Annotated in this window: 12 protein-coding genes and 1 pseudogene; 2 read left to right on the top strand and 11 right to left on the bottom strand. The window is 46.0% G+C overall.

Annotation, left to right across the window (positions count from 1 at the left end; all coding sequences use genetic code 11):
• The first annotated feature begins 20 nt into the window (after window positions 1-20).
• Entirely contained in the window at window positions 21-1,235 is a 1,215-nt protein-coding gene (gene fabB / locus ABJF92_RS04810; protein ID WP_446814708.1) for a beta-ketoacyl-ACP synthase I, read from the top strand.
• A 96-nt stretch (window positions 1,236-1,331) separates the two neighbouring features.
• Here the strand turns inward: fabB and ABJF92_RS04815 are convergent, their stop codons facing one another.
• From ABJF92_RS04815 to ABJF92_RS04845, 7 genes are all read right to left on the bottom strand, one after another.
• The gene (locus tag ABJF92_RS04815; RefSeq protein ID WP_446814709.1) at window positions 1,332-2,087 is read right to left on the bottom strand and encodes a lysophospholipid acyltransferase family protein; all 756 of its coding nucleotides are present in this window, start codon (window positions 2,085-2,087) and stop codon (window positions 1,332-1,334) included.
• 18 nt (window positions 2,088-2,105) lie between these two features.
• Window positions 2,106-3,212, bottom strand: coding sequence for a 1-acyl-sn-glycerol-3-phosphate acyltransferase (locus tag ABJF92_RS04820; protein ID WP_446814710.1), 1,107 nt, complete (start codon window positions 3,210-3,212; stop codon window positions 2,106-2,108).
• Between the two features lie 47 nt (window positions 3,213-3,259).
• Window positions 3,260-6,181 carry an insulinase family protein gene (locus tag ABJF92_RS04825; RefSeq protein WP_446814711.1) on the bottom strand — a complete coding sequence of 974 codons (2,922 nt, stop codon included), beginning with the start codon at window positions 6,179-6,181 and terminating at the stop codon, window positions 3,260-3,262.
• Between the two features lie 152 nt (window positions 6,182-6,333).
• Window positions 6,334-6,915 carry a DNA endonuclease SmrA gene (gene smrA, locus ABJF92_RS04830; protein WP_446814712.1) on the bottom strand — a complete coding sequence of 194 codons (582 nt, stop codon included), beginning with the start codon at window positions 6,913-6,915 and terminating at the stop codon, window positions 6,334-6,336.
• Window positions 6,916-7,042: 127 nt separating this feature from the next.
• Window positions 7,043-7,741 carry an META domain-containing protein gene (locus ABJF92_RS04835; protein WP_446814713.1) on the bottom strand — a complete coding sequence of 233 codons (699 nt, stop codon included), beginning with the start codon at window positions 7,739-7,741 and terminating at the stop codon, window positions 7,043-7,045.
• A gap of 115 nt (window positions 7,742-7,856) precedes the next feature.
• Window positions 7,857-8,348 carry a hypothetical protein gene (locus tag ABJF92_RS04840; protein WP_446814714.1) on the bottom strand — a complete coding sequence of 164 codons (492 nt, stop codon included), beginning with the start codon at window positions 8,346-8,348 and terminating at the stop codon, window positions 7,857-7,859.
• A complete protein-coding gene (locus tag ABJF92_RS04845) occupies window positions 8,345-8,728 on the bottom strand; it encodes a DUF805 domain-containing protein (protein ID WP_446814715.1) in 384 nt (127 codons plus the stop codon). Before ABJF92_RS04845 ends, ABJF92_RS04840 begins: the two co-directional genes overlap by 4 nt.
• Window positions 8,729-8,862: 134 nt before the next feature.
• Between ABJF92_RS04845 and ABJF92_RS04850 the strand changes: the two genes are divergently transcribed.
• Window positions 8,863-9,897, top strand: a complete 1,035-nt coding sequence (locus ABJF92_RS04850; protein WP_446814716.1) for a helix-turn-helix domain-containing protein — start codon at window positions 8,863-8,865, stop codon at window positions 9,895-9,897.
• A 21-nt stretch (window positions 9,898-9,918) separates the two neighbouring features.
• Here the strand turns inward: ABJF92_RS04850 and ABJF92_RS04855 are convergent.
• The 4 genes and pseudogenes from ABJF92_RS04855 to ABJF92_RS04870 form a co-directional block, all read right to left on the bottom strand.
• Window positions 9,919-10,281, bottom strand: a pseudogene (locus ABJF92_RS04855) (GNAT family N-acetyltransferase); the annotation flags it as partial.
• 158 nt (window positions 10,282-10,439) lie between these two features.
• On the bottom strand, window positions 10,440-10,823 hold the full coding sequence (locus ABJF92_RS04860) for a VOC family protein (protein ID WP_446814717.1): 384 nt from the start codon (window positions 10,821-10,823) through the stop codon (window positions 10,440-10,442).
• Between the two features lie 111 nt (window positions 10,824-10,934).
• The gene (locus ABJF92_RS04865; RefSeq protein ID WP_446814718.1) at window positions 10,935-12,092 is read right to left on the bottom strand and encodes a winged helix-turn-helix domain-containing protein; all 1,158 of its coding nucleotides are present in this window, start codon (window positions 12,090-12,092) and stop codon (window positions 10,935-10,937) included.
• A 170-nt stretch (window positions 12,093-12,262) separates the two neighbouring features.
• Window positions 12,263-14,344, bottom strand: coding sequence for a DUF4962 domain-containing protein (locus ABJF92_RS04870; RefSeq protein ID WP_446814719.1), 2,082 nt, complete (start codon window positions 14,342-14,344; stop codon window positions 12,263-12,265).
• Window positions 14,345-14,453 lie beyond the last annotated feature (109 nt).

Consider the following 14,453-nt stretch of genomic DNA (forward strand, 5'->3'; position numbering starts at 1 on the left):
AAGTAAAAAGAGGCACTCTTATGCGTCGTGTAGTAGTAACAGGTCTTGGTATCGTCAGCTGCCTAGGCAATGACAAAGACAGCGTTCTAAACTCCTTACGCGAAGGACGTTCTGGTATTCGTTTCGCTGAAGATTACAAAGAATATGGCTTCCGTAGTCATGTTTGTGGTCGCATCGATTTAGACTCAGAATCTATCGATCGAAAAGTTCGCCGTTTTATGGGCGATGCAGCAACTTATGCATACGTTTCTATGCAGCAAGCGATTACGGACTCAGGCCTTACTGAAGAGCAAGTTTCCAATATCCGTACAGGCCTTGTTGCCGGTTCTGGTGGTGCGTCAGCGCAAAACCTAGTGGACTCTGCAGATACGCTACGCAACAAAGGCGTTAAGCGTGTTGGTCCATACCGTGTTACCCAAACTATGGGCAGCACCGTTTCTGCTTGCTTGGCGACGCCTTTCAAAATCAAAGGCGTTAACTACTCCATTACCTCAGCATGCTCTACTAGTGCTCACTGTATTGGTAATGCAATGGAGTTGATCCAGCTAGGCAAACAAGATGTTGTATTTGCGGGTGGCGGCGAAGAAGAAAGCTGGGCTCAAACTTGTATGTTTGATGCCATGGGCGCATTGTCTTCTAAGTACAACGAAACACCTGACAAAGCGTCTCGTGCTTACGATGCAAACCGTGATGGTTTCGTTATCGCAGGCGGCGGCGGTATGTTGGTAATCGAAGAGCTTGAACACGCCAAAGCACGTGGCGCGAAAATCTACGCGGAACTTGTTGGCTACGGCGCAACCTCTGACGGTTACGACATGGTAGCGCCTTCTGGTGAAGGCGCGAAGCGTTGTATGCAAATGGCGATGAGTACAATTGACGGTGAGATTGATTACATCAACACTCACGGTACAAGTACTCCTGCTGGCGACATGAAAGAGCTACAAGCTGTTAACGAAACATTCGGTGACAACATTCCATTAGTGAGCTCTACTAAGTCTCTATCTGGTCACTCTTTGGGTGCAGCGGGTGTGCATGAAGCAATCTACTGCTTGCTTATGATGGAAAACGATTTCATCACAGCGTCTGCAAACGTTGATGAGCTTGACGCCGCCGCAGGTAAAATTCCTGTTGTGACGACTCGTAAAGACAATGCAAACCTGAAACACATCATGTCTAACAGTTTCGGCTTTGGTGGTACCAACGCTAGTCTAGTATTCAAAAAATACGAAGACTAAGTTACCCGCCTTTTGTTAGCATAAAAAAACCGCATCTAATGCGGTTTTTTTTCGCCTGCTAATCACTGGATTAACAGGCGCTTAATACAAAGAAAATTACTTCAAAGGGAAGTCATGGCCTTTCGGTAACTGCCCCATAGTTTCACGCATCCAAGCATCCATTTCATTATGAAGCTCACCGGTTTTCTTGCCTTCGGCCTCAATAACTGGACCGACCACAACACGAATCGTACCCGGGTATTTCAAGAAACTGTTGCTAGGCCAAGTATAACCCGCGTTGTGAACCACAGGTAAAATCGGCGCATTAGCAGAGGTTGCAAGCATGGCAGCCCCTTTATTAAAGGCTTGCTCATCGTTCGGCTTAATACGCGTCCCTTCTGGGAAAATCAGCACAGAACGGCCATCCTCTAGACGCTCTTTACCCTGACTAATAATCTGCTTTAAAGCATTCGAGCGTTTTGAACGGTCAATCGCAATCGGCTGCACCATACGCAGCCCCCAGCCAAAAAATGGAATTGATAACAATTCTTTCTTTAATACTGTCGACACAGGCGCCATCAAGACTTGTAGCACATACGTTTCCCACTCGCTTTGATGGTTTGCTACCAAAACAACAGGGCGACCTTTTTCAATGTTTTCTAACCCAACAATTTCAACTTTAACGCGACAAAATACCCGAAACACCCACAACAAGCCTTTGTTGTGCTGATTCAATACTGGCTGACGAGCATTTTTGGGCAGTAGTAATGTGGCTAAGGGTGCCAATAAACCAAACAAAATCGTTGAAATTGCGTAATAAACAAAAAATATCGTTGAGCCAATCCAGGCTCCTATCGACGTGCACAAATTCATTGTAATGGCAGACCTCTATTATGAATTAAGCTGTTTCTGTTGCTGTTTTAGTGGATTGGCATACATTGCCAACACCGTTTCTCGTAAGTCTTCTGGGCAAGTTTCAAGGTACGCAGAAAAAGCTTTATCCGTCGTTGGTAAGCCCTGCTGTAAAGCTAAAGCGGCTTCGTTACTAGAATGAATAGCGTATTGAGAAATAATTTGACGATCTACTTCTGTAACAAAAGCTTCTGCCGTTTCAAAGCTATTATCCATCACATCACCAAACGTCACCACAACTTTACCTTTTTGCCCGACGATGCCGTTCTTAATGCTATCGATGTCTTCAAACTCACCTTTCTGATAGTTACCCGTGGTGGATTTTTGATGCAGCTCTCGAGCTTTATCAAAGGCACACGGATCATACTCATAAGAGATAGACACAGGCACAACGTTTAAATTACCCATGGCTTCGGCAAACGGCACCTTGGCTTTCTTTTGGCTCATGTAAAACATCTTAATAATGGCAGGGTCGGTTTGGTCCAAACCATCCTTCGCACGCCCCTCTTTTTGGGCAATCCAAATATTGGACTGCTCTTCCATAATAGAGTGACTGATATAGCCCGAAAGCTGACCAAAAGCAGCCATCATTTCGCGAATACCATTGGCCGAGCGTTTCACGATGAAGCTCTTGTTCAAACGCATCAGATCTGACACAAATGGTCGACGCAATAGGTTATCACCAATGGCAATGCGTACGGTATTAAGGCCGGCTAAATACAAACCGTAGTTTACAAAAGCTGGGTCCATCGCAATGTCCCTATGGTTCGACAAGAACAAGTAACCTTTGTTTTTGTCGAGCTTTTCGATACCGCGATACTCAACATCCGTGGTCGTGGTTTTAATCATACGTTCCATGTAGCCTGCCACACGCATCTGGAAATCGTGAACATTGGCAATACTTGATATCTGACGCTTTAGGGCCATTTTTACGGCAAAACCTAATGGGCTGCGTAGAATTTTAGGCCACTTCGCAAAGCGAAAATCAATAATCGTATTGATAAAAGCTGGCGTCTCAACCAAGTTATGCAATACCTCTACAACTTCATCGTCGTTGTAGGGGCGTATATCATGAAACTGATCCATTTAATTTTCCGTAAGTTATTACAATCGCAATTTGTTATTAGAATTTTTTATAGTGTTTCTATATTAAAGCCTAATGCTTCGAGTTCTGTACGCTTAGCCGTAGAAGACACTACGGCTACATTCTCGTTTTCTTTTACTAAGTAAGTGCGTGCCACATGCTGTAACTGTTCAATGGTTACCGCCAAAATGTTCGCACGGTATTTTTCTCGATATGCCAAAGAGCGTCCATGCAGCGCCACATAGAAATCACTTTGTGCTTCTCCAGCAGGAGACCCAGGTTTATCCATTGAGCCAATCACCCCTAAGACCGCTTCTTCAAGAGCTTCGTCGGTATGAGATTCACTAAGCAACCATTCAATCGAGGCATCAAAATCCGCTAGGGTTTCTGTTAAACGAGGGTCACGGTAAGAGTAAAAACGGAAAGCACCCAAGCTACCATCGAAACTCGCACCACCACCGTAAGCACCACCTTGCTCGCGAATTGCACGATGCAAGAAGCCATTACGCAAGAAACCACCAAGAACAGTAAGAGCCGCCACATCTGGGTGATCGCCCGATACCGTACGGAAGGCTTTACTACAGAAGTTCACTTGCGTCGCTGTCAACCACGCCGTTTTCACATTGCGCTCAACAGGGCTAAAGGCAAACGTTTGCTCGACCTGACCTTTCGGCAAGTCAGCAAATACTGGCGTCACATCCGCCATCATTTGAACTTCATGTTGTGGCTCGGCCACCATTAACAACTGCTTATCCGCCGACAATAGCTTAGCGTGAATACGCGTAAAGACAGCAAAGACTTGGCTTACCGCTGCATCATCCGCTTTCATCGCGTCATCTAGGGCAATGGCCGCGCGTATGCCCGTCATCCCACCCCAAGCTTCTTGTTGAGCAGAGTAACCAGAAATACCACTCGCTGCGGCGGTCATGGCTAAAGAATGGCCTTGTCCAGTGATGGATTGTTCACGGCGGGCACGGCGTTGTGCCACCAGCTCTTTGACTCGAGAGATCTCATCGAAGCGTACATTCAGCATGGTGTCTTTCAGCAGTTCGCTCATCGCCACAACATTGGAGACCAAGGCTTTCGAATTCAACACGAAGTAACCATTAACCGTTTGACGATCTTGCAGCGTTGCACGGATAGAGGTAGAAGCTCCGAAGCCACCACACACTTGCGCTTGACGCTCTTGCACGGCCAAATAATCCAATTCGCCCACACCAAGCTCAGTTAGCAAAGATGAGAACAGCGGCAAATGGCGCATTTCTTCTTCGTCTAGCTCGGGCAAGGTGATCACTAATTGCTGATACACCAAACCATTTGTACCTTGTGGATAAAAAGTAACGGGCAGATCACCCGCTTGCTGATGCTTTTCATATTCAGGCAGTTTGGCAGGCACATCTTCAAGGCCAACTTTTGGCAAGATGCTCATGTCATCCACTTGTGCCTGACGCGCTTTAAGGGCTTCACTGCGTTCAATAATTTGTTGTTTCTCAACGTCTGATAAAGCCGCTTTGATCTGTCTCAAACGCTCTGCTTCAGCTTCGTTACGGCGACCTTCCAACTTGTCGTCTGGGCTTAATGTCACAGTGACGCGGTGGGCGTTATCCAGTAGCAGGCTTTGAATTAGGCTTGGGATGTAGGCTTTATCCAAGACTTTTTCACGCATTTGCGCGATCACTGGATCAAGATCCAACTGGGCAATCACATCACCTGAGTGCACAGCGGTAGACAAGCCCGCTAGGATAAGCTGTAAGCCATAAGGATAACCGTCACCACCAATTTCACGCTGGCTTAGTTCCAATTGATGCAGCATGGCATCGACCATATCCTGAGGAACACCATTGGCGACAATGTCTTCAAGGGTGTTAATAATAAGGGCTTCCACTTCGCCACTGCGCTCACGTTCCACGCCTTCCAGGCCACACATAAAGCTCATTTCTTTATTGCTGTCTTCTAGACCACATAACGGCGATGGGGCACGGCCAAGCTTGCTGCTTTCCAGCACGCGACGCAAAGGTGATGCGCTGTTGTCTAGCAACACACTGGATAACAACTGCGCTTCAAACTGCTTGCTTAAGTCTGTGCTTTCTCCTAACAACCAAGCAACAACCACATGGCTCGCATCCGCTTTTACTTCGTCTGCGGCATAGCCTTCTTCTACTCGTACAGGTGAAAAGTAGCGCTTAGCATTCGGTACGCTAACTTGCGTGTCTAGACGCTCAAAACGGCTCAACACCTTAGTTTCGAATTCTGCTTGTAACGTTTGTGCTGGAATATCGCCAAACGTCATAAAGACAGCATTGGAAGGGTGGTAATGGGTACGATAGAAAGCCAACAAATCTTGATAAGACAAATCTGGAATATCACTTGGCTCGCCACCAGAGTTAAAGTGGTAAGTGTTATTCGGGCATAAGTATTTGGTCAGCGCTTGCCACAACACAGACGTTGTTGAGCTCATGGCGCCTTTCATTTCGTTGAACACCACGCCTTTAAAAGTCAGATCGGAATCCGCATTGGTGGGCTCTGCAAATTCTAAGCGATGGCCTTCTTGAGAAAAGTCCAATTCATCTAGGCGTGAAAAGAACACGGCATCTAGATAAACATCCAACAGGTTACTGAAATCCTTTTTGTTTTTGCTGGCAAAGGGGTAAGCCGTCCAGTCAGAGGAAGTAAAAGCATTCATGAAGGTGTTCAGGGAACGACGTATCATCATGAAAAAAGGGTCACGTACCGGAAATCGCTCCGAACCACACAATACTGTGTGTTCCAATATGTGGGCCACACCACAAGAATCCGTCGGTACGGTTTTTAAGCCAACCAAGAAAACATTTTCGTCATTGTCTGATGCCATGTGAAAATGTTTCGCACCCGTAACAGTGTGTTCAAACTCTTGAACCGTCACATTAAGTGCGTCAATAAACTCACTACGAATAAATGTGAACGCCGGGTGATGCCCATTGTGGTCGACCATTATTTACCTCTTGGAATTCGGATACGATGTCAAAATTGGGTAATCGCAGCCAGAAACAATAACTGGCCGCAAAAGTGGTGGGATTATAGCAAATTTGTCGCTTTTACTGCACGAATAAACGTGAAAGGTTTCGTAAGAAAACAGCCGATTTACTAACGTTTTTGCTGCTTTTCCCAGTTTTCCAGACGGGCTTTGTCACTTTTCTTGAATAACACGTAAACCGCCCCTAAACCGCCATGATGGCGCTGAGCGCTGTGAAATGCCATCACACTGTCTAGGTCTCGTAGCCATTTATTGATGTAACTCTTGATCATGGCTTGATCATTCGGATCTGGGGTTCTATCTCCTTTGCCATGCACAATAATCGCCACACGAATATCATGACGAACACAGTCTTCGGCAAACTGATAGACCTGCTCTCGCGCTTGTGCAACCGTATGACGGTGAAGATCTAAACGCGCCTCAATGCCATATTTACTTTGGCGCAAACGTTTGAACACACCATCTTGCATACCAGAGCGTTTAAACTCCAGCACATCATTAGGTTCTACTTTTTCTACGTAATCTTGAGACAGGTGATTTCGATCCGCCTCTTGAGCAATCGATGCGGCCTGCTTTCGAGCATCGAAATCTACCTGAGGACCTTTTTTACCCAGATATACCTCTTGGGTTTGTAATTGCTGAATGCCCGCTACTTCTTGAGCAAACAAGGAAGCTTCATCATCCTCGTGCACAATGCCACCTCTACACATCATAGCGCTACACGAACAGTAGCGACTTAATCTTAAAATGGTGCCATTATAGCAATTATCAAAGGCACCAGTAGCAAGCTTGCAAGAAAGTTTCTCTGTTGTTTTTATACTAAGCGTTAATTCTTGTACAGCTGTGTTGCTGTCCATAGTGTGTAAACATCGCTTGCTGGCCTTTTTGCCAAAAGCTCATTTCAGCATTGGCATACTGTACACCCGAAGCCGTTGGTGAGCGTTGCAAAACATCACTACTGTGACCGACCATCAATTTAACCGTTTCTGCAGTGTGTTCTGCGAGAGTAACCGCGCCCAAACTGTCGCATTGGTATTGATCAATGGCGGCGCCATTTTCGCCATCTATCGAGGTCTCATCAACGACTTTGCTAAATTCCATTCTTAGTAAGCCTGCATTATCGTACAACGTGAGTTTTCTCTGTGCTTCAACTTTAAAACTTACGGTTTCGTTGAGCGCAGAAAAAAGACGTCGCTCTTGTGAACCTAGCGCGACAGGACAGCCTCTCCTCGTCGACACAATGTTGGTAAACACCAGTCTGTCCGTACTCACAGAAGCTTTACCACTGAAGCGATTACAACCTGTAAAACCAGATATTCGATCTTGCTCTGAAAACGTCAACGTCAACGGTTGAGGACCACTTACGCCGCTTTGATCTAGGCTCTCAACTTGCCAACTCCCCTTTGGTAAGGACACAGCCTCTGCTTGCGGCGGTTTATCTTGCTGAATAAGCGGCTCCGTACACCCCACTAACAACCCTGTCATTATGATCATCAAAGACCAAGCACGCTTTTGCATAAATATACTCTTAACTGTCTACTACAAGCGTTATGCAAACATAATTAAAAAACACTGTCATGACCTTTTACGGTAAAGCTTGGTAAATATTCACGCTCAATTCTCTGTAGGGGTACTAACGGTCCTTTTCACAGATCAATCTTTCGTGATTACCGGTTATCCATGACAACCATCGCCTTTTTGAATTCAAAACAAAGGCTTCATTTTGCTCGATACCCTGTGTCACAACACCATCCATGTTTACTGCCATGAGATCATCACTAAACAACCATTCTCGGGATAGTATGCGTTGACCAGCAATCAGAGCGTCATGAAGTTTCTCTGAGTACACTTGAAGAGAAAAACCCGCCACTTCAGAAACCCCAATATAAGTTTGAGCTTTGCTTCCCACGACGACAGGCACAAGTAATTTACAGAGTTGCTGTTGCGGTGACTGAAACTGATAAGTGGCTTCACCTACTCGTCCTGCCATAAAGAATAGCGCCCCCTGTGTCATGTTAGAGACAGTAAGTATGCCAAGCACCTTCTTAGAGGGCCATTGCTCTGCATGCAAAGGAAAAAAGGCACTCGCGAAGGTTAAACACAAAACAAATATCATATGCTTCATAAAGCCACTCCTTTAGCCGAGACAAGCTCACTTGGCTGAGCCAGTTGATACGCCAGCCAAAATGGCCCGATTGCAGGAACTAAAAAAATGAATAGCCAAACCGTGCTTTTGCCTGCATCTTGCAAACGACGAATCATAGCCGCCAGCATAGGGATAAAACTGACGACACTGTAAAGCGCATCCAGCCATGACAGTTGATCACTCTTGATATCCCAGGCGATACAGCCAATAGAGATAACGCTATGTATTAGCATAAACATCCAAAACGCCTCTCTCCTTGAGCGCCCTGAAAAATCAAACCCTCGTCTCCATGCCTCAATATAAAAATTCATAACCAAACCTCTTCGATGAATGAAGGTCCTATTTTTGGTCAATGGCATCTAAAAAACGTCCTAATATGGGTTTTAGGACGTCCTGAAACCTGTATTAGGGTATATTTGGTGTGAAAATAGCGTGAGAGAGAGGTCTGTGAATGCCTGCCGAATGCTCAACTTAAGCTCATTAAGGAATGACTATGCTCGCCATCCCTGTTCCATTTGTTGTCTCCATGTTGTTGGGGTTATTGGCGACAACGCTTTATATGCAATTTGCCAAGCAGGCTAAACTCGCTTGTCTATTTCTGTTTCTATGCGCCCTCACTACAGCACTTGTTGGCCTTCGATGGACATTTGATCTGGCGGGATTACGAATCATTCAACCTATCTTTGCCGCCATTATTCCCTTCGCCGCTTGGTATGTTTTCGCGGCACAGGAAACGAATATCCGCCTAATACCACTCAAACATTTTATAGCACCTTTATTTATTATCCTTAGTGCCACCAGCCAACCTTGGCTAGCGCTTCCCTTAGATGAGGTACTAACACTCAGTTACGTGTGTTATGGCATAGCACTTATACGCATGGCGAATCAAGAAACAGCATTAACACGTGTTTCTTTAAACCGTTGGGAAGAAGTGAAGAAGGCAAAAAGTGTCGCGGGTTGGATGTTGATTTTCTCGGCTATGATCGATGCCTCTATGTCACTAGACTTCGCTCTTAATGATGGCAGGTTATCACTCTATATTCTAACAACAGCCCATCTTATCTTATTACCCGTGCTGTCTATCGCAGTTATTATCGCGGGCATCCATACCCCCCTTGACGATGATCAACCACTCTCACCTGAACCGACTAAAGCAGACACTAACACGCCGATGATGAACCATACTCGAGCGTTAGAAATTTGCCAATTATTAGACTTAAGAATACGTCAAGATAGCCTTTTCTTAGACCCCGAGCTGACGCTCTCTAGAGTGTCTCGCAAGCTGACTATTCCAGCAAAACAAATATCCAGTGCGGTCAATTTAATACACCAAAAGAATATCTCTTCTTTCATTAATGCTTATCGTATAGAGCATGCTCAGCAAGCTTTGACTCATACAGACGATCCCATCACTCAGGTTCTAATGAATTCTGGATTCCAAACCAAATCTAATTTTCACCGCGAGTTTTCACGCATTACAGGCATGACGCCAAGCGCCTATCGCAAACAGACACGCACTAGTGATTGATTGGATATCTCCTCGTAATCATTACCTAGGTTTCAGGGGATATTGGTAATATATGGTCTGTTGGTCCTCCCCATTGCGGGGAGTAAAACCCAGTTTTTCTAGCAGCTTAGCAGAAGCAGTGTTTGACTTATCGACACCGCCCACCAACATGGACCATGCTTCATTCTCTTGCGCGTATAGTATGAACCCCCGCACTAGTTCCGATGCTAAACCCTGCCCCCAATAATCTTCCGCTAATAAATACCCTATTTGCACATCGTCCGAGCTTTCAAATACAAACAAAAAGCCAATCACTTTGCCTTTTGACACTTCGACCATAAACAATCGACTGTCTGCCAGCATACGTTGCAACCAAATAGCCGCCTCTTGTGGGTTGGTTACATGCTGAAAGTAATCTGGGAGTTTGCCTACAACTGCAGGGTGAGTATCTCAGGGATACGAGACAGTAACTCATGGTATCGCCACTGAGCGCTAGACCCTTGTGCTTCCATGACCCGCAACCTTTGTGTCGTAAACATCATTCTTAATACACTCGCTTTTAACTAGTTAATCGGCTTAGCTTCGTGCATCACATGGAGCTTATTACCATCCAAATCACGGCAGTACGCGCCATAATAATGGGGGCGATAACGGAAACCGGGAGCACCTTCGTCTGTTCCTCCCGCGGCTAAGGCGGCTTGACAAAAGCGCTCTACGGCTTCGTTGCTCTGCGCCTGAAAACTTATTTGCACACCATTCCCCACGCTTGCTGGCTGCTGATTAAAGGGCGTAAGCACCCAAAAACAACTCGGGCCACCCACAGGGCCATAACCGATTTCGCCTTCTACCGTCATAGTTCGAACCATATTGAGAGTGGCCAGCAGAGTGTCGTAAAACGCCCCAGCCTTTTCTAAATCATGAGAGCCAAGAGTGACGCCTAACAGCATAAAATCATCCTATGTTGGGTTAGTTTAATGAGCTAAAGTTTACAGGCTTACAGCTCATGATGCTGTAAGTCTAGCCCAGAGCCCCTATAACAAACAGTTAGATAACTAGCGCTATACCTGCACATACTGAATGGAAAAATGCTCAGGAGGCGGTACTTGGTTAAAATCAGCAAAAGCCTGTAATTGTTCGGCAAATTCCGCTCTAAAAGCGTCTTCTTTGCTAAGTTTTTTCTCAATAAACAACTGGTTAATTTCCAGAGTGTTGTTTTTGCGATGGGCCTTGCAATCCAAGCGCCCCACCAGCTGACCTTGCCACAAGATAGGTAAACAGAAATAGCCAAATTGTCTTTTGATGGCAGGCACATAGCATTCAATAGTGTAGTCGTATTGGAATAGGGTTTTTAAGCGTGACCTTTGAATCACGAGATTATCAAAGGGTGACAATATACAAACCTTGTTACGCTTCATCCTCTGGTCAAGTAAGTCCAAGGATTTTTGAGTAGTATAAAACACATTACCTTGAACGCTCACTTGCTGTATCACGCCTTTCTCCATTAGACGATTCAATGCGGCCTCCACCTGTGGCTTCACTCCTTTTAACAAGTAGGCCATCTCTTGCAACTGCCCCAAGCCTTGGGCGCTAAGGTAGCTAAGCACCAAGTGTTCCGCATGGTCTTCTGGGCTTGGCAAGCTAGTATCAATGCCTGCTGGCAATACCCGCTCAGTGAGATCATAAACCTTATGAAAACTTTGCCGTTCACTGATCATTAAGTCCCCCTGCATAAACAAGGTTTCGAGCGCTTGCTTGGTCGGTTTGCTTTCCCAGCCTGTACGTTTTGCTACACTGGATTCAAAGTCTTTGGCCATCAGCGGCCCTTCTGCACGAATGCGGTCGAGCACATAGTCCATCAATTTGGCGTCTCTTTTATACCAATGGCTTTGCACTCCCGACTTGAGTGCCTGTTTGCGAGGTAGCGAATAGCGATAGTCCTGCATCGGCAGATACGCCGCCGCATGGGACCAATATTCAAATGCTTTACGCTCTTTAATTAAGCGGTCCAAATGTTCAGGCTGATACCTAGGGTTACGGCTCCAAAGCACATGATGATGCGCCCTTTGCACCACAGATATGGTGTCGATTTGCACATAACCCAAACGTTCTAGCGCCGCCAACGTCTGCTGATAAGCAGAGCCTGCAGCGGCTTTAGTCAGCAAGCCTTGGGATAAGAGAACAATTTTCTGCGCCTGCTCAAGAGATAGAGACATCATCACCTTTGTTTTGCACCCCATATAAATAAACGTTCGCCAGAAGTTAAAGCTACCTGCCTTAACGCCAGTATGCAAAACCAGCCCGCAATTCCCTGTCGCGAGGGTATAAAAAAGACTGCCAAACGATTGCTTGGCAGCCTTTCTATTTCGCTTATCTTGATCCGCTTACGTTATAGCTCGATCACGACCTGTTCACCATCAATGATCAGCTCAAGGGTATTACCCACCAGCTTATGAGACACTTGCGTTTTCGCCCCATCGGCTTTGCTTGGCACCAGCAGAGTCAAAATATTATGGGATTTCTTCGCTTTAAACTTAGCCTCAATGTGACGATGAACTTCTAAGTCTTGGAATTCCGCTGAGTCTACTTCACCAAAGCCTTCCACATTGTCGATGGACAATAGATCGTCCGTGCAGTCATTGATGAAAGTCACATCCAATAGCGCATTGTCACCAATGATTTGGAAAGACGCATCGCTGGTTTGTGTTTGGAACGTCGTGTGCAACAACCACGTTAAATCTTGTTCCGCTTTTAGCGTCGCGGTATCCCGCATGACGAACACCTTGCCCTTGGCAAACCAGATCTTACGCTTGTAGCTTTCTAGCTCTGGGTTGTGGAATTGGTAAGACGTTGAAGCATCCCCTTCCACAAACAAAACCTCTGACTCAGTGTCGTAATCACTGATCTTACCGCCCGCTTCAATACAGTAGCGGTCTTGGTGCTCGCCTTCGAAATTCGACGTGGTGTTCTCGGCATATTGGCCTTTGCCATCGAACAATGGCAAGTTTTTAGAGAAGGTGCGACGACGCCACTTAATGTGCATGTCGACACCAAAGCCACCGTAGTAGCCAGTAATGGCCGCCAATGTATCGCCAAAGGCATGCAAGGTATACGCATTTTGGTCACCGTGTGAGTGGCTGATCGAACCAAATGGGCTACATTTGTACACCATGTGGATATGCTCATCACGCTTCGTCATGTTGCTATGGAAAGCGGCCCAGCCAGTAATCGGGAAGACTTTTAATAACGGCTCGTTAGACGGCGCAACCTCTGGCATATCGTTCCACAGGTAATCAAAGCGCAAATCATCGTAACCGAAATCCCACCAGCCAAAGTTATAGAACTTGGTGTGTGCTTCCGTGTCACGAGCTTTCAATTGGTTGTAATACCAGATGTACTCAGGCTTGTTATTCACACCCGCAAAATGTTTGATGTTGTAGGCCAGTTTCAAACCGGGGAAATCACCAATACTGGATTGGTCACAGAAGCTGGCACGCTTAGAATGTACCGGCATACAGTACAATGGGAAATCGCCCGTGTTTTTGTAGAACTCTTTATTGAACATATTGATGGACGTGTAGCTTTTCAGCAGGTCGAACGACTCACCAAGGAATGCCATCTGAGTATTCCAGTAGTCCGGGCCTTCTGCCCATGCGCCATCTTGTCCACCCCATGGCGGATAATGTTTCGCATAATACTCGATACCGTACTCGATATATTCGCGTGCTTTCGGGTATTCACTGTAAAGGGCGATACAGGTGGGGATCACTGCGGAACTGATACTGCGCACCCCATGGCTGTTTAATGGGTTCGCCAATAGATCCACCGTCACTTGCAGGTGATGCATTATCTCTTCTAAACGAGCAATAAGCGCCTGTTTAATAGTGTCGCGTTCCGCCTCTGTGAAGTAAGCGTGCAACCAGTCGTAACCCCAAGCCATCGCCGCAATCACACGGAAGGCCGCTTCATCGTTATAACCGCGAGAGGTCACGCCTTCTGGGTCATAAGAGGCTAGTTGTAATGTCCAAGCTTTGGCTTTCGCGATCATGGCTTGGTCTTCTAACACGATACCAGCAATGGATAAGTTACGGGTGGCGTTAAAGGCTTCTTGGCAGCTAACGTACATTTGACGCCAGTAAGGGCGCCATAAAGAGGCCTTGCCAACAGTTTCTTCAGGGTAAGGTTGCGGCTCAGCATAAGGCTCCACATCGATAAATTTGAGTGTGGAGTTACTCATAAAGGCGTCGAACTTGCAGTAGCTGGCATCCTTTTTTAGATGTTCACGAAAGGCCGCTAGGTCTTTGCTTTGTACTAATAAACGTGGGTGCTCGACACTCAAGTTATCCAAAAAAGAAAGGTCGATATCGGCTTCTTGTACCTTGATCGGCATCACATCCACTAGGTTGCCCGCGGACTTATCGTTTTCTAATTTGATCGCTTTAATGGCGTCAAAAGATTTCTTATCAGACATTCAAAAACCTCGTTCTAAAAAGGGAGCCATCACTAGCCTCGTCATTTTTCGATGACAATTAAGCACTGCAAATTCACTGCGATGCTCATTCAGGCTTGTGTAATCTTGT

Source organism: Marinomonas sp. (genome assembly GCF_039940335.1).
Classification (GTDB): domain Bacteria; phylum Pseudomonadota; class Gammaproteobacteria; order Pseudomonadales; family Marinomonadaceae; genus Marinomonas.

What these genes read in the sequence shown, in the direction of transcription:
- fabB (WP_446814708.1), top strand. Translation starts at nt 21, where the DNA reads ATGCGTCGTGTAGTAGTAACAGGTCTTGGTATCGTCAGCTGCCTAGGC.
- ABJF92_RS04815 (WP_446814709.1), bottom strand. Translation starts at nt 2,087, where the DNA reads ATGAATTTGTGCACGTCGATAGGAGCCTGGATTGGCTCAACGATATTT.
- ABJF92_RS04820 (WP_446814710.1), bottom strand. Translation starts at nt 3,212, where the DNA reads ATGGATCAGTTTCATGATATACGCCCCTACAACGACGATGAAGTTGTA.
- ABJF92_RS04825 (WP_446814711.1), bottom strand. Translation starts at nt 6,181, where the DNA reads ATGGTCGACCACAATGGGCATCACCCGGCGTTCACATTTATTCGTAGT.
- ABJF92_RS04835 (WP_446814713.1), bottom strand. Translation starts at nt 7,741, where the DNA reads ATGCAAAAGCGTGCTTGGTCTTTGATGATCATAATGACAGGGTTGTTA.
- ABJF92_RS04840 (WP_446814714.1), bottom strand. Translation starts at nt 8,348, where the DNA reads ATGAAGCATATGATATTTGTTTTGTGTTTAACCTTCGCGAGTGCCTTT.
- ABJF92_RS04845 (WP_446814715.1), bottom strand. Translation starts at nt 8,728, where the DNA reads ATGCCATTGACCAAAAATAGGACCTTCATTCATCGAAGAGGTTTGGTT.
- ABJF92_RS04850 (WP_446814716.1), top strand. Translation starts at nt 8,863, where the DNA reads ATGCTCGCCATCCCTGTTCCATTTGTTGTCTCCATGTTGTTGGGGTTA.
- ABJF92_RS04860 (WP_446814717.1), bottom strand. Translation starts at nt 10,823, where the DNA reads ATGCTGTTAGGCGTCACTCTTGGCTCTCATGATTTAGAAAAGGCTGGG.
- ABJF92_RS04865 (WP_446814718.1), bottom strand. Translation starts at nt 12,092, where the DNA reads ATGATGTCTCTATCTCTTGAGCAGGCGCAGAAAATTGTTCTCTTATCC.
- ABJF92_RS04870 (WP_446814719.1), bottom strand. Translation starts at nt 14,344, where the DNA reads ATGTCTGATAAGAAATCTTTTGACGCCATTAAAGCGATCAAATTAGAA.